Here is a 21,333-nt window from a genome sequence, read left to right as displayed (position 1 = left end):
AAAGCCGCGATTCTACTCCCGGTGGCCGGTACTGAACAGCGCTGTTTCAGCCGGTCATACCGGGTGGCGACCGGCGGCTCATCAGGCGCAATCGCAGTCGGTCCCGTAACCGGCTGAATGTCAGGATAAAAGGCAGAAAGATCAGCGCCCACAGGCTGCGGTAGCGGTTGTTTTCCGGCTTGCCGGCGCCGAAGGTCAGCGGCTCCGGCTGCCAGCCGGTGACATAGAGGGTGCCGAACATCCAGTCCCAGAGCGACAGGTTGGTGCCGAAATTGCGGTTGAAGTGCTTGGGGTTGTTGCTGTGATGGATTTGATGCTGGGCCGGGCTGTTGATCACATGCTCGACCACAGGGCCAAACGACAACCAGATATGGGTATGCCGCAGGTTGGCGGCCAGGGAGTTGAACAGCAGCACCACATAGCTGGAGCCGAACAGGGTATATTTGCTCACGCTGCCGCCACACAGGTAATAAAAGCTCCCCACATAGGCGCCGATAAAGACGCCCTTGGCCAGCTTCTCGGCCACCTTTTCCACCACATGGATACGACTGGCGGTGGCCGGCACCATGACCTCTGCCGAATGATGCACCTTGTGAAACTCCCACAGCCAGCGACAGTGAAAGGCTCTGTGCACCCAGTAATGCACAACATCGGCCACCAGAAACAGGCCCAGGCCATAGAGCAGCATCAGCCCCATGTTTTCACCCAGCTGCGGACGCTCGCCCCAGACCCGTTCAAAGAAACCGACATAGTCCCGGGACTCCCAGATATAGGGATCCACCAACCCGACCACCGGCAGCACAAAGGCCAGCTTGAGCACGCCACGCACCAGATAATACAGATAGTCCAGTCGCGCCGATGGGTGCAGCAGTACCTCGCTGCCGCCGATAAAGCGCCAGTAACTGCTGGCCGTGGTGGTGCCATCCTGCAAGCGCCGCCGATAGAGCAGCAGCGCCGCCAGATAGGAAATCCCCAGAAAAAACACCGAGAAACGACCGTTGAGATCGAAAATGCCAACCAGCCGGTCGATCAGCGGATTCAGCAGCAGGGCCTGCAAAGACAGCAGCAGATCATCGAGGCGTTCCATGGTTCATCTCCGTGCGATTCGTTCGGTCAGGCACTCCAGCTCCGGTGCGCACGAGATTCTAAAAGAAAACTATTCGTAACACTATTGCAAGTCATGAATAGTAAATAATACTAATTCCAGCAATGATCTGGTCATATTGAGGCCCCAGACCAGAGGCAACACAGCCGTCTCCCTCGACACGCCATAAACCTTCCCTGGGGCTCGGAAATGCCGTCCCTGGCATTTCACGGTCGCGGGAGCCATTCTCTGTTGCCTCTTCTGGAACACCGAGTAGCCCGCTGACGGCGCCAACAGGCCTCGCCGGAGCTTCAAGGAGGACGAAGGGATCTGCTTCACCGACCATCACATGACAGGGAAGTCATGTGTTGAGCGTCACAAGGAGGTGCTTGAGCGAGTCGGCGAAGCGGGCCCTTTGTCCGGGGTTGATATCCCAGCCAAAAAGATAGAATGTTGAATGTGAAGGGTATAACGAGTGGCAACCAACAGCCCTCATCGATCCCGAACGATCACGCCTTTTCCGGATTCACAGGCATCCGGTAACGATATTGTTCACAACACTCCATGAAAATTCAGCTCCAGGAAACTGGCCTGATGCATTTATCTCCAGTATCCTATGCCGCTTTCCTCAACCATAGGAAATATTCGGTCACATTCCGCAATATATGCAGATGAAAAGTCTTTATATAAAGAAACCTGACCCATCAGACAGGCTAATCATAAAAACAATCAGGCCGTCTCATTAATAAATTGTATACACCATTGGAACGCAGACACCATGAGTCATGACCCGCACCATCAGACCAGCCAACAGGAACTGGTCTACAAGCTACACGATAAACCGCCCTTCGTTCAGTCGCTGTTCGCCGCCATTCAGCACCTGCTGGCGCTGTTCGTGGCGGTGATCACCCCGCCGCTGATCATCTGTCAGACCCTGGGTATTCCCGCCGCCGACACCTCTCATATCATCAGCATGTCGCTGTTCATTACCGGTGTGGCTTCCTTTATTCAGATGAAACGTTTCGGCCCGGTCGGCACCGGTCTGCTGTCGATTCAGGGCACCAGCTTCAACTTTCTCGGCCCCATCATCGCCAGTGGCCTGGCCATGAAAGACGGTGGCGTTACCACCGAAGCCATGCTGGCGGCCATTTTCGGCACCGCCCTGCTGGCCGCCCCCACCGAGATGATTCTGTCGCGTTTTCTGCATCTGGCTCGTCGTGTCATCTCGCCGCTGGTCAGCGGCATTATCGTCACCCTGATTGGCCTGACGCTGATTCAATTGGGCCTCACCTCCATCGGTGGCGGCTTCGGCGCCATGTCCAGCGGTACTTTCGGTGCCCTCGACAACCTAGCCCTGGCCGGTACCGTGCTAGGTATCATCATTCTGATGAATCGCAGCCGTAATCCCTATGTTCGCCTGTCATCCATTCTGGTTGCCATGGTCACCGGCACCCTGCTGGCCTGGTACATGGGCAAGCTGGCCCCGCTGGAAGGGACTCTGCCGTCCATGGCTTTCCCCATTCCACTGCAATACGGCCTGGGTTTCGACGCCTCGCTGTTTATTCCGCTGGTACTGGTGTTCCTGATCACCGCGCTGGAAGGCATCGGCGACACCACCGCCACCTCGGAAGTGTCCGGCGAGCCGGTCTCCGGCCCCATTTACATGCGCCGCCTCAAGGGCTGTGTACTGGGTGATGGGGTCAACTCGTCGCTGGCCTCGGTGTTCAACACCTTTCCGGTATCGACCTTCAGCCAGAACAACGGCGTGATCCAGATGACCGGTGTCGCCAGTCGTCATGTGGGCTTCTTCGTGGCCGGCATTCTGATGATCATGGGGCTGTTTCCCGCCATCAGCACCCTGGTGCAGCGCATTCCCGAGCCGGTACTGGGCGGCGCCACCCTGGTGATGTTCGGCTCCATCGCCGCCGCCGGGGTACGCATTCTGTCCCGCGAGCGTCTGGACCGTCGCGCCCTGTTCATCATGGCCATCTCCTTCGGCATGGGCCTGGGCATTTCTCAGCGCCCGGAGATCCTGCAGTTCATGCCCGAGCTCATCAAGAACGTGTTCTCTTCCGGCATCGCCGCCGGTGGTATCACCGCCATCCTGATGAACATCATCATGCCGCTGAGCCAGCCGCAGGCAGAAGAAACTACCGAGATCGAAGCGCAACAGGCTTAACAGCAGGGAATAGGGACTGGGGACTGGTGAAAGCCGGTTCCCGGTCCCTTTTTCTTTTCCTCCTCCCTATTCCCTACTCCCTATTCCCTAATCCCTCAACAAATTACAACGCCCAGCGCCGCAGCAGGTTGTGATACACACCGGTCAGCTGAATACTGGCCTCGCTGTCGGCTCCCAGCTGCTGGTTCACCTGCTGTATGCCGGTGTCCATATCAAACAACAGGCTACGCTGGCCATCGTCCCGCACCATGCTCTGAATCCAGAAGAACGAACAGATCCGCGCCCCCGCCGTGACCGGCTTTACCTGATGCAGGCTGCTCGACGGGTACAGGATCAAATCACCCGCCGGCAGCTTGACGCTGTGGGCGCCATAGCTGTCTTCCACCACCAGCTCACCGCCTTCGTATTCATGTGGCTCGCAGAAAAACAGCGTGGCCGACAGGTCGGTACGGATCGACTCGCCGGTGGCCCTGTTGACGCGCACCGCGTTATCCACGTGCACGCCAAACGACTGGCCGCCCTGATAACAATTGAACAGTGGCGGAAAAATTTTGGCTGGCAAGGCACCGGCAATAAACAGCGGGTGCCGGGCCAGGGCCGAGGTGATCAGCTCGCCAATTGCGCGCGCCGTTGCGTCGTCTTCCGGCAACTGCAGGTTGTTCTTGGCCCGGGCCGACTGAAAGCCGGCGGTAACATTGCCGTCGGTCCATTGAGCGGCCAGCAGCTTTTGTCGGCACTCGGCCAGCTGTTCGGCGCTGAGTACGCCGGGAATATGTAACATCATGATGAAATACTCATTTCGTTATAAATGGATAAAGCCCCGTCAGGGGCTTGCAATAACTAGGGTGCTGCCATGACTTGAATGCCACTGTGCTCCTGCTGGAAGGGCAAAAGGAATGACTCCATCGGCCCTCTGCGCCAGGGATGGCGCGGTGGAGCCCCCAGGGAAGGGTTTACGGCGAGCCGGTGGAGTTGGCCTTTTGGCCGACATACACGGCTCCGACAGATGGCTTTGCTATCAGACAGCACTGCTGCCGGCACCTGCACTGCGAAGCACCAGCACGGTTACCTTCGCCGACACGCTTCAAGCCCATCCATGGGACGCTCGGCAAATGCCATCCCTGGCATTTGACGGTCGGCTACGGTAATCCCTGCTGCTACTTCGAGCAACGCCGAGTCGCTGACAGATTGCTTACAGCTCATCATCGCAGTAGATGATTAGCCTCAGAATCGATAGTTAGCGGACAGCACTGCCGAGCGGCCGTCGCCCAGCTCGACTGCCGAGCTGCGCGTATCGGTACCCGGACGACCGCGCACCCGCTCCACGTACTCTTCGTCAAACAGGTTGTTCACGTTAAGTTGCAGGCTCAGTGCCTCGTTCAGCTGGTAAGAGGCCATGGCGTTGTGCAGCCAGTAGCTGTCAATCTTGGCGTCCACATCGGAGGCCACATAACGAGAGCCGACATAACGGGCGCCGTAGCCGATTTCCAGCCCGGAGGCCAGTTCATAGGTGGTCCACAGGTTGCCGCTGTTGCGCGGCGTGTTACCCAATGGCTGACCTTCGGCCGAGCGGCCTCCGGTCTGCGGCGCGGCCGCCGACTTCAGGGTTTCGCTGTCAAGCAGGGTGTAGTTGGCAAATACCTTCCATTGTTCGGTCAGCTCACCGGTCAGCCCCAATTCCACACCCTGCACCCGCTGCTCGCCGGCCAGTTCCAGTTCATTGGTCAGCTCGTTGGTCTCCCGGGCGTTGGTTTTATCGACCCGGAACAGGGCGCCGTCGAGTCCCAAACGGCCATCCAGCAGCTCCCACTTGGTGCCCAGCTCCCAGGTGTTGTTTTTCTCGGGCTTCAGGTTTTCGCCCGAGACTCGGCCAGAGGTGGCCAGCGCTTCGGCCGACGGGTTGAAGGAGGTGCCGTAGGCCAGATAGATGCGACCATTGTCTGCCGGTTTGAATACCAGCCCGGCACGACCGCTGAACATCTGATCGCTGCTGCTGGTAGTGAGGCCGCTGTCTTTGTTGGTGGTTTCACCGGATACCCAGTCGTGGCGCAGGCCCAGGCTGAGATCCCACTGCGGATGCAGGGTGACGGTATCGAACACGTAAAGCGCACGGGTATCCAGCTCGGCATCGGTGCCGCCGCGCGGAGTGTAGCTGGTGTCACCGCTCCAGTGTCCCGGCGGGTTATTGATCTCGTAACCATCCGTCGGATACGGATGCGCTCCGCTACCCAGTCCCAGGTTGGACGAGGTCAGATCATAGCTTTCCCGGGAAATTTCGGCACCGATCAGCATGTCATGCTCAAGGCCGGCAGTGTCAAACTCGGTGCTCAGGCCGGTCTGGTTGACCCACAGTTCGGTCTGGGCATCGCGCCGATAAGCCTGGGGGCCGGCCGGCAGGTAATTACCCTCGGGCAGAACAGTGTTATCCGGTCTGACGATACTGATATGAGCAGCAGAAATGGTGGTGTCTCTGTCTACCCGGCTGTAACGGGTCTGGTTCTCGAGGCGAACGGTATCGTTCAGCTCGTGCTCCAGTTTGAGGGTAACGGCATCGGACTGGATTTTCTCTTCATCCAGGTTGCGCCAGCCGAAGTAACTTTCCGAATCCACACCGGGCAGTATCTTGCCGTCGCGAGCCGGCAGACCGTAGTCGGGCAAGTTATCGTCGGTCTGATGGAAATAGCTCAGGGTGGCCCGGGTCTGCTCGCTCAAGCCGATGGTAACGGAAGGCGCAATACCGAAGCGCTGGCGGTCAACCTCATCGCGCCCCGGCACCTCGTTTTCGTGCGCCATCAGGTTGATGCGGGCCGCACTGTCCACCCCCACACCATCCAGCGTCTTGTTGGCATCCAGCGTCAACCGGTGATAATTATCGGTGCCGATGCCGACGCCCACTTCGGCAAAGTCGCGCTGCTTCGGGGCCTTGCTGACCTGATTGATGGCACCGCCGGTGGTGCCGGCGCCGCCAAATACCGAGTTGGGCCCCTTCAGCACTTCCACCTGTTCGATATTGAAGGTGTCGGTACGGTTGTTCTGGCTGCTGTCACGCAGGCCGTCGATCTGCATGTTGGAATTGGCACTGAAGCCGCGAATATTGATCTTGTCGCCGGAGCCACCACCGCCCTCGCCCGCATCGAAGGTAATGCCCGACACGTTCGACAGCACCTGCCGCAAACTCAGCGCCTGCTGCTCTTCCATCACCTTCTTCGTCACCACGGTCACGGTCTGCGGCGTCTCCAGCAGCGGTTTTACGTACTTGGACGAGGCCGACTCGTTCGCCTTGTAGCCCTGCTCGCGTACATCCTGGACGGTAATGATATCGAGCTGGGTGACATCCGGCGATTCGGCCTGTGCCGGAACGGCCAGGGCCGCCACCGCCAGACCCACGGCCGACGCCATCATTTTTCTGGGAGGAAGAGCGGAGGACTGAATAAAGGTATGCACGAACTACTCCTTGTAAAAACCGAAAGATAAAACCATAAAACCAAAGGAGAAGCATTCTCATTTATTTTTTGATTTAGATCAAATCGAGCTACTACATTTTCGAATGGTTCCCTGTAAGCAGATAAGGCGGCTCGTACGGCAGGATCAAAAAAGCCAGCCCGAAGGCTGGCTTTGACGTTCACACTGTCACTTTGGCGGTTTAGATGGCCTGCTGGAAAATCACCGTGTCGGCTTTTTCCACATAGCTGTCCAGCTCATCGAAGTTCAGGTAACGATAGGTGTCGGCCGCGGTGGCATTCAACTCTCTGGCGTAGGTCTGATATTCCTCGACCGTCGGCAGCTTGCCGTGAATGGCGGCCACGGCAGCCAGCTCGGCAGACGCCAGGTACACGTTGGCGCCCTTGCCCAGACGGTTGGGGAAGTTACGGGTAGAGGTCGACACCACAGTGGTGTTGTCGCCTACCCGCGCCTGGTTACCCATGCACAGGGAGCAGCCCGGAATCTCGATGCGGGCACCGACCCGGCCGAAGATGCCGTAATAGCCTTCGACCGTCAGCTGATCCTTGTCCATCTTGGTGGGCGGTGCCACCCACAGCTTGGTCGGCAGCTGGCCCTTGTACTTGTCGAGCAGCTTGCCGGCGGCACGGAAGTGACCGATGTTGGTCATGCAGGAGCCGATGAATACCTCATCGATCTGCTCGCCGGTCACGTCGGACAGCAGGCGGGCGTCGTCCGGATCGTTGGGGGCACACAGAATGGGCTCCTTGATCTCGCTCATGTCGATTTCCAGTACGTGGGCGTACTCGGCATCGGCATCCGCTTCCAGCAGCTCGGGGTTGGCCAGCCACTCTTCCATGCCCTTGATGCGGCGTTCCAGCGTACGCGGGTCACCGTAGCCTTCGGCCATCATCCACTTCAGCATCACGATGTTGGAGTTGAGGTATTCGGCAACCGGCTCCTTGTCCAGCTTGATGGTACAACCGGCGGCGGAGCGCTCGGCGGTGGCATCGGCCAGCTCGAACGCCTGCTCGACTTTCAGCTGGGGCAGACCTTCGATTTCCACCACACGACCGGAGAACTCGTTGATCTTGCCTTCTTTGGCCACGGTCAGCAGACCGTTCTGAATGCCGTAGTAAGGGATGGCATGTACCAGATCACGCAGGGTGATGCCGGGCTGCATTTCGCCCTTGAAGCGCACCAGTACCGATTCCGGCATGTCCAGCGGCATCACGCCGGTGGCAGCGGCAAAGGCCACCAGACCGGAGCCCGCCGGGAAGGAAAGACCGATGGGGAAACGGGTGTGGGAGTCACCGCCGGTGCCCACGGTATCGGGCAGCAGCATGCGGTTCAGCCAGGAGTGAATAACACCGTCGCCCGGACGCAGCGAGACACCGCCCCGGTTCATGATGAAGTCCGGCAGGGTGTGATGGGTGGTCACGTCTATCGGCTTGGGATAGGCGGCGGTATGACAGAACGACTGCATGGTCAGGTCGGCAGAGAAGCCCAGACAAGCCAGATCTTTCAGCTCGTCCCGGGTCATGGGACCCGTGGTGTCCTGAGAGCCAACGGTGGTCATCTTGGGCTCGCAGTACTGGTTGGGGCGCACGCCTTTCACGCCGCAGGCCTTGCCTACCATTTTCTGGGCCAGGGTAAAGCCCTTGCTGGAGTCGGCCACGGCAGCCGCACGCTTGAACACGGTAGAGGCATCCAGACCCAGCGCTTCGCGGGCCTTGTCGGTCAGACCGCGACCGATGATCAGCGGAATACGGCCGCCGGCGCGAACTTCGTCCAGCAGCACGTCGGTTTTCAGCTTGAAGGTGCTGACCACTTCATCGCTGTCGTGACGGCAGACCTTGCCTTCATAGGGATAGATGTCGATCACATCACCGGTATTCAGCTTGGTGACATCGCATTCGATGGGCAGGGCACCGGCATCTTCCATGGTGTTGAAGAAGATAGGGGCAATCTTGTTACCGATACAGATGCCGCCGGCGCGCTTGTTGGGCACGAACGGAATGTCGTCACCCATGTGCCACAGCACCGAGTTGGTGGCGGACTTGCGGCTGGAGCCGGTACCGACAACGTCACCCACGTAGACCAGCGGGAAGCCTTTTTCTTTCAGCGCTTCGATGGCGGTGATCGGGCCGATCACGCCTTCTTCGTCCGGCTCGATGCCGGGACGACCGTTCTTCAGCATGGCCTGCGCGTGCAGCGGAATGTCCGGGCGGGACCAGGCGTCCTGGGCCGGAGACAGATCATCGGTGTTGGTTTCGCCGGGCACCTTGAACACCGTCATGGTGATCTTGTCGGCCAGTTTGGGGCGCTGCAGGAACCATTCGGCCTCGGCCCAGGACTGCATCACCTGCTTGGCGAAGGCATTGCCGGCCTTGGCCTTTTCGTCCACGTCGTGGAAGGCGTCGAACATCAGCAGGGTGTGGCTCAGGGCCGTGGCGGCGATCGGCGCCAGGGCGTCAACGTCCAGCAGCTCGACCAGGGGGGCGATATTGTAACCGCCCTGCATGGTGCCAAGCAGGTGGGTAGCCTGCTCGGCAGACACTACGGGGGAGCTCACTTCACCCTTGGCCACGGCCGCCAGAAAACCGGCTTTTACATAAGCGGCTTCATCAACACCCGGGGGGATACGGTTGGACAGTAGTTCATAAAGAAAGGATTCTTCGCCGGCGGGGGGATTTTTGAGTAATTCAACCAGGGCGGCAACTTGCTCTGCGTCGAGGGGTTTGGCTACCACTCCCTCGGCGGCACGTTCTTCGACGTGTTTACGATAGGCTTCAAGCACGACTGTATCCTCTTATTATCATTCGCCATCTAGGGCGGGAATATCCTTGTTTGGCGCGTCCTTGCTGGGGGCTAGTCCCTTGCGGATGCCGCAGCAGTATATAAGTTTTAACCGTAAATTAAAATCGAGCCCCCCTGCCCTTTGGTCGAATACGAGACTAAGCCGATGTTTTTAAAATAATTATCGACTCGTTCAACCCCACTCAAGGCTAATACAAGCCATTAACATCAGAAGCTGAACAGGTTGCCGAAATACAGATACACACTGCTTTTATCTCCTTCCCCCAGCCCATAGGCCAGATACAGGGGCCCCCAGTTGGTATCCACACCGATGAAAACACTACCGGCCATCAATGCCGATTCCCAACTGACCTCGGCGCCGGTATTCCACACCCCGCCCCGTTCCAGCGAGCCGCCCAGGTAGACCGGCGAACGGAAGACGCCGAAGTCGTTATCAAACCAGCGGTAGTGGTACAAAAGGCCGCCAAAGCCGCTGTAGCGCCCGTTGAGTTGATCGCGCTGATATCCGGAAAGGTTGAACAGCCCCCCCAGGCTGCGGGCAAATACCGGTACTTCCTGCTCGGCGCTGGAGCCTCCCAGAACCAGCTTGCCGATAAGGGTATGACGCTCAAGCTGATAGGGTCTGAGCCACTCCAGCTCGTAATCCAGTCCGCTCACACTTTCTCTGCTCCCCGCAGCGTTCAGACTGTTGCGGAAATAGCCCAGCCGCAGCTCGGCCGCCTCGCCATGAGTGGGAAAAAACACGTTATCCAGGGTATCGTGACTGAAGCGCAGATAAGGACCAATAGAGTCTATATCCAGCTGATCATCGGTATTGCGTGCCTCGATATCGCCCGTCAGTCCCTGTACCCCCAGCGCCAGCTCGCTCCAGGGGCGCAGGTTGTAGCCCAGCTCGGTGCTGAAACGCCAGGTGGCATAATCCACTACCAGGCTGGTCAGGGGACGAAACAGCTCATACTGGGGATCGGTGGTATCGAAGAAGAAGCTGCGACTGCGTTTGTCATATTCTCCGCGCAGCTTCCAGAACAGGTCGTAGTCGGTGTCCAGCGGGGTATAAAACTCGCTGGCCAGCTGTTTGTTGCTGCCGAAGGTGGTCTCCAGCAACCACTCGCCCCCCAGCATGTTGATATTGGTACGACGGAACTGGGCGCCGATTTCATAATTGGATTGACTGGAGAAATCATCTTCCAGCGCAAACTTCAGATCGACAAAGCCCGGCCCCCAGCCCTTTTCGCTGGTTTCTACCGTCAACACCTGCTTGTCGTCCTGCTCTTCAATGCGATAGCTGACCCGTTCGAAGGCATCCAGCGCATAGAGTCGGCGCACCCCGGCTTCCAGATCCTCGGTTTGATGAAACCGGCCCGGTACCACCCCCAGCACATCGCGGATCACCGCCTCGCTGAGCCCGGAGCGATTCTTGACTTCGATGCGATCCAGATAGACGGCGTCGGAACGTTGCAGCTGCGCTCGCCGGTCGAGCTTGCCGGATTGGTAGGCAAAGTAGTCTTCCTCGCTCAGCGCCAACGCCTGCAGCCGGGGTAGCAAGGCCTGTGCCGCCGCTTCACCACGGCGAATGGCCTCGGGCATCAGCTCGAAGTCGCCGACACCGATGCCGTCGATAGCCGGGGTGAGCAGCATGTCCTGATCCGACATCAGGGCAAGCTGGCGTTGTGTACTGGAGCGGGTCAGGTAATTGGTGAGCTGGCTGACCATGGCCAGGGCGCCGTCCAGCTGTTTTCGGGACAGCATGGCATCACCGATATCGACGGCAATCACCACATCGGCGCCCATCGCCTTGGCCACATCCACCGGCATGTTGTTGACCACTCCGCCGTCGGCCAGCAGGCGCCCCTCAATCTCTACCGGCTGCAGGGCGCCCGGCACCGACATCGAAGCCTGCATCGCCGTCGCCAGGTGCCCTTCTTTCAATACCACCGGAGTGACGGTTTCCATGTCGGTGGCCACGGCACGAAACGGAATGGGCAGCTCGTCGAAGCTGTGCAGACCCGGCAGGTTGAGCGTACTTTGTCGCAGCAGCGCCCCCATGGCCTGGCCCTGAAAGAAACCGGCGGGCAGGCTCAGCTGCCAGTTTTTGTTGATGCCGACATCGGTGCGCAACAAAAACTCGTCGTTCTGACGCTTGCGCCTGAGCGACAGCTGATCCCGCCCCACCTTGTCCTGATAGCCCTGATTCCAGTCGAGCGCCAACAGCTGCCGCTCCAGCTCGGTGGCATCCAGCCCCAGCGCATACATGCCGGCCACATAGGCGCCCATGCTGGTGCCGGTAACGATGTCGACCGGTATACGGTGCTGTTCCAGCACCTTGATCACCCCGATATGGGCCGCGCCTTTCGCCCCGCCGCCACTCAGCACCAGGGCGATTTTCGGCCGCTCAGTCTGAGTCGCGCCCTGAGCATGGGCTGCAATGGTGCTCAGCAAGAACAGCAGGGGGAGTAGGTAACGGCGCATGGGGTTATCTCGAGGCGATAAGGTAACGCCATTGTAGGTGCTGACCACAGCGGCAGGAAGCGAGAATACGGTCGTTAAAAAGCACCGAACACCGTCAGGGGCGACGCTCGGTGCATATAGGAGTCATCGGGGCCGAGGCTCACGCCGATTGAGCGGGCCTCGACACGACGAATTCAGGCGGGCAGTCGAAAGCGGCCAACCTGTCTTTGCAACTCGGCACTGAGCCGGGCCAGCTCGGTACTGCTGGCGGCAGTTTGTTCGGTGGCGGCGGCGGAATGATCCGACAGCTCACGAATACTGAACACCGAGCGATTGATTTCCTCCGCCACCGAACTTTGCTGCTCGGAGGCGGTGGCAATCTGGCTGTTCATCTGCTGAATATCCGATACCGAACGGGTAATAGCTTCAATCGAAGCACCCGCTTCGTTGGCAATGGTGACGGTGTGCGCCACCACATCGGTGCTTTCTTTCATCATCACCACCGACTCCTGCGCCTTGCCCTGCAATCCCCTGATCAGGGTTTCAATTTCGGCGGTGGCCTGCTGGGTACGCTGGGCCAGGGCCCGCACCTCGTCGGCGACCACCGCAAAACCGCGGCCCTGTTCACCGGCCCGCGCCGCTTCTATCGCCGCGTTCAGCGCCAGCAGGTTGGTTTGCTCGGCCACCCCCTTGATCACATCGAGAATGCTGCCGATGTTCAGGCTTTCCGCTTCCAGCTGATTGATGGTGTTCAGCGACTTGCCGATATCTTCCGCCAGCTTGCCGATCTGACTGCTGGTCATATTGACTTTTCGGTTGCCGTCGCCGGCCTCGGTATCCGCCGTATTGGCCGAGCCAAAGGCGGTTTCTGCGTGGCGGGCCACTTCCAGCACGGTAGCGGCCATTTCGTTCATGGCGGTAGACACCTGCTCCAGCTCAAGTCGCTGTTGGTTAACGCCGGAACGACTCTGTTCCGACACCGACGACAACTCTTCCGCCGAACCGGCGATATGGTTGGCACTCTGATTGAGTTCGCTCACCAATTGGCGCAGGTTCACGGTCATGGTCTGCATTCGGTTCATCAGCAGACCCAGCTCGTCCTTGCGCCGGTGTTTGATATCCTGACTCAGGTCGCCCTCGGCAATGCGACTGGCCTGGTCCACCAGCAACTGCAACGGCTTGACGATACCCAGCGTAATCAGCACGGCAAAGAAGATGCCTGCCACCAGGCCGGACAGCGTGACCAGGAGGATCAAGAGCCGCGAGCCATTGCTGTCGGCGGCCATGCTCACCTGCTGACTGGCCAGCAGTGCTTCGGATGCCGTGGCTATCTCTGTGGCCAGCTTATCGATACGCTGCTCGATATCATCCAGCCCATTCACCGTTGCGATAAAGTTCTGCTGCTGTTGCTGAAATTGCTTGAGCAGCTCCAGCAGCTCTTTTATGTCGGCGTCGTCCTGCATGTGCAGTCGATTTTCCAGGGTAAGCAGTAGCCCATTCAAACGGGAAGACAGCTGTATGGCGTCACCTTCATTGCCACTGAGGGCAAAGTCTTTCTGGCTCAGGCGGATGCCGGTCAGGCGCACCAGCCAGCTCATGGCACTGACGTCGCTGGCGCTGAGGTATTCGGCCCGCTGCTGGGCGGAAAAACCCAGCGCATTGAGATCGAACAACTGCTGCTGCGCCGCTTCGTTCAGCTCAAGCATCTGTTTCAGCTCGGTGTCATAGGCCTGGGTGCCGGTCAGGATCCGCTCGATCAGCGCCTGATTTTCCGTCATATCCAGTGACTGCCGCAGCTGCTCCGCCCGCTCCGACGCCTGGGCAATGTGCGATCGAGCCTGGGCCAGCCGCTCGGGATCGTCCAGTAACAGATAGTCCTTCTCGAACAGGCGGGCCTTGGTTACCAGCAGGTCGATGCTGGAGGACTGCGCCAGTTTGTTCGACCGATCCAGCACGGACGACAGGGCATAAAAACTGATACCGGCGATGATTAGCGTCGCCAGTATCACCAACGAAAAACCCAGGGTCAGTTTAACCCTGACACTCAAGGAGCCTAATTTGGAGAACATCGCGTATTCCTTTACAGGGGGCTGTTGTTAATACCTTGTTTCAATCAACAACCATATCGGCTGTCGGTAAAAAGTGTGAAGTATTTCCGCGTGAAAGGTGATCAAGGACACAAATGAAACAAAACCAATTTCTCACCCGCCACACAGACCGGCGGCAAGAAACAAAAAACGGGTATAGATCGGTATGAAGTGAACGGGAGTGGAAAGCAGACAAAAAAACGCCCGGCAAAGCCGGGCGTTTTTACTGACAAAACCGCAGAAGAAACTTACTTCTTCTTCTTGGCCTTGGCGTTCGGCATGTCGGTGATGGAGCCTTCGAATACTTCGGCGGCCATGCCCACAGACTCGTGCAGCGTCGGGTGAGCGTGAATGGTCAGCGCGATGTCTTCGGCGTCGGCACCCATTTCGATGGCCAGACCGATTTCACCCAGCAGCTCGCCGGCGTTGGTACCGATAGTGGCACCACCCAGCACGCGATGAGTTTCCTTGTCGAAAATCAGCTTGGTCATACCGTAGGAAGAGTCGGACGCGATGGCACGGCCGGAGGCCGCCCAGGGGAAGCTGGCCACTTCAACATTCAGGCCTTTTTCCTTCGCTTCCTTCTCGGTGATACCTACCCAGGCAACTTCCGGCTCGGTATAAGCGATGGACGGAATCACTTTCGGGTCGAAGTAGTGCTTCATGCCGGCGATGACTTCGGCCGCCACGTGGCCTTCGTGCACACCCTTGTGGGCCAGCATCGGCTGACCGACGATGTCGCCGATAGCATGGATGTGCGGCACATTGGTACGCAGCTGCTTGTCGACGTTGATGAAACCACGCTCGTCGACGTTGACACCGGCTTTCTCGGCGTCCAGCGACTTGCCGTTGGGGGTACGGCCGATGGCCACCAGTACGGCGTCATAAACGGTGGTGTTGCTCTCGCCTTTCTTGTTTTCCATGGTCACGTGAATGCCGTCGTCTTTGGCTTCTACGGCAGTAACCTTGGTTTCCAGCATCAGGTTGAACTTGTTTTTAACCTGCTTGGTATAGATCTTGATGAGATCTTTATCGGCGGCCGGAATCACCTGGTCGAACATCTCGACCACGTCAATCTTGGAACCCAGTGAGTAGTACACGGTTCCCATTTCCAGACCGATGATACCGCCACCCATGACCAGCAGCTTCTCGGGCACTTCTTTCAGTTCCAGCGCGTCGGTAGAGTCCCAGATGCGGGGATCTTCATGCGGAATGAACGGCAGTTGGATCGGACGAGAGCCGGCGGCGATGATGGCGTTGTCGAAGTTGATGGTGGTGTTGCCACCCTCGCCTTCCACGACCATGGTGTTGGCACCGGTGAACTTGGCAAAACCGTTCACGACCTTGACCTTGCGCATCTTGGCCATGCCGCCCAGACCCTGGGTCAGCTGACCGATCACTTTTTCCTTGTGTGCACGAACCTGGTCCAGATCGATTTTGGGCTCGCCAAAAGTGACACCATGGCTGGCCATCATCTTGGATTCTTCGATGACCTTGGCGATGTGCAGTAACGCTTTGGAAGGGATACAGCCAACGTTCAGACAAACGCCGCCCAGAGTTGAATAACGCTCAACGATTACGGTTTCCAGACCCAGATCGGCAGCACGGAAAGCGGCAGAATAGCCAGCAGGACCCGCGCCCAATACCACAACCTGAGCTTTGACTTCTTGACTCATGGTGACCTCTATTATGATTTTTAGCCCCGTTCAAGCAATGGTCGCTGAAAAGTCCAGACTCGATATGACCACTACAGGTTAAACGGGCCAAAGTTTACTGTTCTGTTATAGAAAAGAAAGTAAAAAGGCAGGCGAATGCCTGCCTTGTCACATTAAAGGGCTAAACGACGAAGGTCGCTCAACACACCACTCATCATGGTGATGAAACGAGCACCGTCGGCGCCGTCAATCACCCGGTGGTCATAAGACAGCGCCAGCGGCTGCATCAGGCGAGGCTCGAACTCTTTGCCGTTCCATACCGGCTTGATGCTGGACTTGGACACACCCAGAATGGCCACTTCCGGCGCATTCACGATGGGGGTGAACTGGGTGCCACCGATGCCGCCCAGAGACGAGATGGTGAAACAGCCGCCCTGCATGTCGGCCGCGGTCAGCTTGCCGGCACGCGCCTTCTTGGAGATTTCGCCCAGTTCCAGCGCCAGCTCGCGAATGCCTTTCTTGTTGACATCGCGTACTACCGGAACCACCAGACCGTTGGGGGTATCTACCGCCACACCGATGTGGATGTACTTCTTCATGATCAAAGACTGCTCGTCTTGTGACAGTGAAGAACAGAACTTGGGATAGGCTTCCAGCGCCTTGGCAGCCGCCTTCATGATGAAGATCAGCGGGGAGATCTTGTAACCCAGCTTCTGCTTCTCGGCAATGGTGTTTTCCTGCTTGCGGAAGTCTTCCAGCTCGGTGATATCGGTTTCGTCAAACTGCGTCACGTGCGGGATTTTCACCCAGTTGCGGTGCAGGTTGGGACCGGAGATCTTCTGAATGCGGGTCATGGCCACTTCTTCGACTTCACCGAACTTGGCGAAATCAACCTTCGGCCAGGCCAGTACGGCCATGCCGCCGCCCGCTACTGCAACACCGGCGGGTTGCGCGGCAACCTGCTTGATGATGCCCTTGACGTAGGTCTGCACGTCTTCTTTCAGGATGCGGCTCTTGGGACCGGTAGCGGCAACCTTGGACAGGTCGACACCGAATTCACGGGCCAGACGACGCACTACCGGCGTGGCGTGCACGTAGGCGTTGTTCTCGACGAACTCGGCCTTGGCGGCAGGCGCGGCAGCCGCAGGGGCTGCTTTAGGGGCTTCTGCTTTCGGTGCTTCTGACTTGGCCGGTGCAGCAGCTGGGGCAGCTGCAGGAGCGGCACCTTCCACTTCAAACACCATCACCAGAGAGCCGGTAGAGACCTTGTCGCCGGTGGCGATTTTGATTTCCTTGACCACACCGGCGAAGGGTGCAGGCACTTCCATCGAGGCCTTGTCACCTTCCACGTTCAGAATGGACTGCTCGGCTTCCACCTTGTCGCCCACGGCAACCATGATTTCAGTCACTTCGACTTCGTCACCGCCGATGTCGGGCACGTTAACGTCTTTGGCTTGCGGTGCAGCAGAAGCCGCAGGCGCTGCTGCCGGAGCAGAGGCCTCGGGGGCTGCCGCAGGAGCCGCTTCGCCCGCCACTTCGAAGACCATGATCAGCGAGCCGGTGTTGACCTTGTCGCCAACGGCTACTTTGATCTCGACCACTTTACCGCCGAAGGGAGACGGGACTTCCATGGAAGCCTTGTCGCCTTCTACCGCGATCAGGGTCTGCTCTTCGGTCACGGTGTCGCCGACGGCAACGGAGATTTCGGTCACTTCGACTTCATCACCACCGATGTCCGGCACCTGAACTTCTTTCAGGGCAGAAGCCGCAGCGGCCGCGGGGGCTGCTGCAGGGGCTTCGGCCGCAGGTGCCTCAGCCGGGGCGGCGGCGGCGCCCTCTGCTTCGAATACCATGACCAGGCTGCCGGTGTTGACCTTGTCACCCACGGCAATCTTGATTTCCTTGACCACGCCGGCGGCGGGGGCCGGTACTTCCATGGAGGCCTTGTCACCTTCCACGGCGAGGATGGACTGCTCTTCCTCGACCTTGTCGCCTACAGCTACCAGAATCTCGGTTACTTCAACCTCGTCTGCGCCGATATCCGGCACCAGAATATCTTTAGACATGTATTACCCCTTATGCGTACAGCGGGTTGATCTTGTCGGCGTCGATGCCGTACTTGGTAATGGCATCGGCCACAACCTGCTTGTCCAGCGTGCCCTGTTTGGCCAGCTCGGTCAGTGCAGCAATCACCACATAGTGCTTGTTGACTTCGAAGTGGCGACGCAGGTTTTCACGGCTGTCGGAACGACCGAAACCATCGGTACCCAGTACCTTGTAGCTGACGGACGGCATGAAGGCACGAACCTGATCGGCGTAGTTCTTCATGTAATCGGTGGCAGCGATGGCCGGCTCATTGCCCATTACCTGAGCGATGTAAGGCACGCGCGGCTCTGAAGTCGGGTGCAGCATGTTCCAGCGCTCGACGTCCTGACCGTCACGGGTCAGTTCGTTGAAGGACGGTACGCTGAACACGTCGGAGCCGATACCGTACTCTTCAGACAGAATCTTGGCCGCTTCACGCACGTCGTTCAGTATGGTGCCGGAGCCCATCAGCTGAACCTTGCCCTGGTCGCCGGCAACGGTATCCAGCTTGTAGATACCCTTGCGAATACCTTCCTCGGCGCCTTCCGGCATGGCCGGCTGATGGTAGTTCTCGTTCAGGGTCGTCAGGTAGTAGTAAATGTTTTCCGGGTTGTCGCCATACATGCGACGCAGACCGTCCTGCACGATAACCGCAACTTCGTAAACGTAAGTCGGATCGTAGGTCACACAGTTCGGGATCACGTTGGCCTGAATGTGGCTGTGGCCATCTTCGTGCTGCAGACCTTCACCGTTCAGGGTGGTACGACCGGAAGTACCGCCGATCATGAAGCCGCGCGCCTGTTGGTCACCGGCTGCCCAGCACAAGTCGCCCACACGCTGGAAACCGAACATCGAGTAGTAGATGTAGAACGGAATCATCGGGAAGTCGTTGGTGCTGTAAGAAGTAGCGGCAGCCAGCCAGGACGAAGTAGCGCCCAGCTCGTTGATGCCTTCCTGCAGAACCTGACCCTTGATGTCTTCCTTGTAGTAAGCCACCTGCTCACGATCCTGCGGGGTATAGGTCTGACCGTTGGGGCTGTAGATACCAATCTGGCGGAACAGGCCTTCCATACCGAAGGTACGGGCTTCATCGGCCAGAATCGGTACGATGCGCTCACCGATGGACTTGTTCTTGAGCATGATGTTCAGGGCACGCACGAAGGCCATGGTGGTAGACACTTCGCGCTTCTGCTCTTCCAGCAACGGCTGGAACTCGGCCAGCTCGGGGATTTGCAGCTTGTCGGTGGTTTGCTCCAGGCGAGTCGGTACATAGCCTTTCAGCGCCTGACGACGGGCATGCAGGTATTCGTGCTCGCGGGTGCCTTCCTTGATGTCGATGTAAGGCAGGTTCGGCAGCTCTTCGTCGCTCACTTCGATGTTGAAGCGATCGCGGAAGTGCTTGAGCGAAGACATGTCCATCTTCTTGACCTGGTGGGCAATGTTCTTGCCTTCGGCCGCGTCACCCATGCCGTAACCCTTGATGGTTTTGGCCAGAATAACGGTCGGCTTGCCTTTGGTGTCGGCGGCATTTTTGTATGCGGCATACATCTTGGCAGGATCGTGACCACCCCGGTTGAGGGCGAAGATTTCTTCGTCGGACATGTCCTTGACCAGTTCCAGGGTCTCGGGATACTTGCCGAAGAAGTGCTCGCGCACATAGGCACCGTCTTTGGACTTGAAGGTCTGGTAGTCACCGTCAACGGTTTCGTTCATCAGCTGAACCAGCTTGCCGCTCTTGTCTTTGGCGATCAGCTCGTCCCAGCGACGACCCCAGATAACCTTGACCACGTTCCAGCCGGCGCCGTTGAAGACACCGTCCAGCTCGTCGATGATCTTGCCGTTACCGATAACGGGGCCATCCAGACGCTGCAGGTTACAGTTGATAACGAAGCACAGGTTGTCCAGCTTCTCGCGGGCGGCGATGGTGATGGCGCCCTTGGATTCCGGCTCATCCATCTCGCCATCGCCCAGGTAGGCGTATACGCGCTGCTCGGAGCAGTCTTTCAGGCCACGGTTGGTCAGGTACTTCAGGAAACGAGCCTGATAGATGGCGTTGATTGGACCCAGACCCATGGAGACGGTCGGGAACTGCCAGAAGTCGGGCATCAGCTTGGGATGCGGGTAAGACGGAATACCCTTGCCGTCTACTTCCTGGCGGAACATGTCCAGCTGGGCTGCAGTCAAACGACCTTCGGCAAAGGCACGGGCATAGATACCGGGCGAGATGTGGCCCTGGAAGAACACCAGATCGCCGCCGTCTTTTTCGTTACGGGCGCGATAGAAGTGGTTGAACGCCACTTCGTACATGGTGGCACTGGAAGAGAAGGAAGACATGTGTCCGCCCAGATCCAGATCTTTCTTGGAGCCACGTAATACGATCATTACCGAGTTCCAGCGGATAATCGCACGAATACGACGTTCCAGATCCCAGTTACCCGGGTACTCAGGCTCGTCTTCAGACTTGATGCTGTTGACGTAGTCTGCGTGGGCATTTCTGGCCACAGCCACACCGGACTTGATGGCTTTGGTGGTGAGACGCTCGTAGATGTACTGGGCGCGCTCAGGTCCTTCTTGACGGATCAATGACTCGAGGGCGTCAAGCCACTCTTGAGTTTCTATTGAATCCACATCGTTGTTCAGGATATCAGACATGGCTGTTTCCTATCTCGTTTGGGGCACCTGCCCATGGGTTTCGTCGTTGCCGAAGGCGTTGTTATTCCTGCTGTCGATGTCGGCGCAAAGACCGCTGAATGCGGTTTTCTTCACGCTGAATGTCGAGCAGGGTTTCTTCAATAAAGGCCAGGTGCTCATGACAAGCATCCCTGGCCTGTTCCGGCTCGCGAGACAATATGCTTTGAATCAGATTGGCGCGATGTACGCGAATCTTTTCCACCATACCGGCGCGCCGGTTAAGAATTTTGATATTGCGCAAGATACTGCTTTCCAGCATCGGCTGAATGGCCCGCAACAGGTGCAGCAGCACCACATTGTGTGCCGCCGCCGCCACCGCGATATAGAACTCGGCGGCGGCCTTGGCTTCGGCCGGCAGATCGCCCAGCTCCTGCGCCTGCACTATGGCCTGCTGGGCATCACGGATGGTATCGAAGTCGGCTTCGTTACCGCGCGTGGCGGCATAAAAGGCGGAGATACCCTCCATCGTATGACGAAACTCCAGCAGGTCGTATTGCGACTCGGGATGTTCCGCCAGCAGCTGAAACAGCGGATCGGCCAGCCCCTTGGTCAGGGCGTTCTGCACATAGGTGCCGCCGCCCTGGCGCCGGGACACCAGCCCCCGCGCTTCCAGCTTTTGAATGGCCTCTCGTACCGAGGGTCGCGATACCGCGAACTGCTCGGCAAGCTCGCGCTCGGGCAACAGGCGTTGTCCGGGCTGCAGGCTGCCTTCCACTATCATCTGCTCGAGTTTGGCGGCGATGGTGTCGGCGAGTTTAGGCTGTTTGATACGCTGGTATGACATCGGGTCCGCTTAAAATTGGTAAGACCAATTAACACTGTTAAAAAAAGGTATCAGAGCGG

General features: G+C 58.3%; 11 protein-coding genes. 1 reads left to right on the top strand and 10 read right to left on the bottom strand.

All coding sequences use genetic code 11. The annotated features are described in order from the left end of the window. Positions 1–46: 46 nt before the first annotated feature. Positions 47–1,087 (bottom strand): sterol desaturase family protein, encoded by a 1,041-nt coding sequence (locus ABD827_RS13220; protein WP_344965194.1) that lies wholly within the window; start codon positions 1,085–1,087, stop codon positions 47–49. Between the two features lie 775 nt (positions 1,088–1,862). On the opposite strand from ABD827_RS13220, the gene ABD827_RS13215 reads away from it, so the two are divergent. Further along, on the top strand, positions 1,863–3,263 hold the full coding sequence (locus ABD827_RS13215; RefSeq protein ID WP_344965193.1) for a uracil-xanthine permease family protein: 1,401 nt from the start codon (positions 1,863–1,865) through the stop codon (positions 3,261–3,263). 103 nt (positions 3,264–3,366) lie between these two features. On the opposite strand, the gene ABD827_RS13210 is transcribed toward ABD827_RS13215, so the two are convergent. The 9 genes from ABD827_RS13210 to pdhR all read right to left on the bottom strand — a co-directional run bounded on the left by ABD827_RS13210 (position 3,367) and on the right by pdhR (position 21,274). Further along, complete coding sequence (locus ABD827_RS13210; RefSeq protein ID WP_344965192.1) at positions 3,367–4,047, bottom strand: Fe2+-dependent dioxygenase; 681 nt, start codon at positions 4,045–4,047, stop codon at positions 3,367–3,369. A gap of 440 nt (positions 4,048–4,487) precedes the next feature. Then, a complete protein-coding gene (locus ABD827_RS13205) occupies positions 4,488–6,707 on the bottom strand; it encodes a TonB-dependent receptor (protein WP_344965191.1) in 2,220 nt (739 codons plus the stop codon). A gap of 199 nt (positions 6,708–6,906) precedes the next feature. Beyond that, positions 6,907–9,504, bottom strand: coding sequence for a bifunctional aconitate hydratase 2/2-methylisocitrate dehydratase (gene acnB, locus ABD827_RS13200; protein ID WP_344965190.1), 2,598 nt, complete (start codon positions 9,502–9,504; stop codon positions 6,907–6,909). Between the two features lie 227 nt (positions 9,505–9,731). Next, positions 9,732–11,993 carry a patatin-like phospholipase family protein gene (locus tag ABD827_RS13195; RefSeq protein ID WP_344965189.1) on the bottom strand — a complete coding sequence of 754 codons (2,262 nt, stop codon included), beginning with the start codon at positions 11,991–11,993 and terminating at the stop codon, positions 9,732–9,734. Between the two features lie 173 nt (positions 11,994–12,166). Next, positions 12,167–14,041: a HAMP domain-containing methyl-accepting chemotaxis protein gene (locus tag ABD827_RS13190; RefSeq protein WP_344965188.1), complete on the bottom strand. Its 1,875-nt coding sequence runs from the start codon at positions 14,039–14,041 to the stop codon at positions 12,167–12,169. Between the two features lie 266 nt (positions 14,042–14,307). Next, on the bottom strand, positions 14,308–15,735 hold the full coding sequence (gene lpdA, locus ABD827_RS13185) for a dihydrolipoyl dehydrogenase (RefSeq protein WP_298722174.1): 1,428 nt from the start codon (positions 15,733–15,735) through the stop codon (positions 14,308–14,310). 152 nt (positions 15,736–15,887) lie between these two features. Beyond that, positions 15,888–17,780, bottom strand: a complete 1,893-nt coding sequence (gene aceF / locus ABD827_RS13180; RefSeq protein WP_344965187.1) for a pyruvate dehydrogenase complex dihydrolipoyllysine-residue acetyltransferase — start codon at positions 17,778–17,780, stop codon at positions 15,888–15,890. Positions 17,781–17,790: 10 nt separating this feature from the next. Continuing rightward, on the bottom strand, positions 17,791–20,451 hold the full coding sequence (gene aceE, locus ABD827_RS13175) for a pyruvate dehydrogenase (acetyl-transferring), homodimeric type (protein ID WP_344965186.1): 2,661 nt from the start codon (positions 20,449–20,451) through the stop codon (positions 17,791–17,793). A 61-nt stretch (positions 20,452–20,512) separates the two neighbouring features. Then, positions 20,513–21,274 (bottom strand): pyruvate dehydrogenase complex transcriptional repressor PdhR, encoded by a 762-nt coding sequence (pdhR, locus tag ABD827_RS13170; RefSeq protein ID WP_298722183.1) that lies wholly within the window; start codon positions 21,272–21,274, stop codon positions 20,513–20,515. Positions 21,275–21,333: the final 59 nt, after the last annotated feature.

This window comes from Oceanisphaera sediminis, assembly GCF_039539745.1.
GTDB lineage: Bacteria > Pseudomonadota > Gammaproteobacteria > Enterobacterales > Aeromonadaceae > Oceanimonas > Oceanimonas sediminis.
The sequence above is the reverse complement of the archived record's forward strand: the minus strand, read 5'-3'. Positions and strand labels throughout refer to the sequence as shown.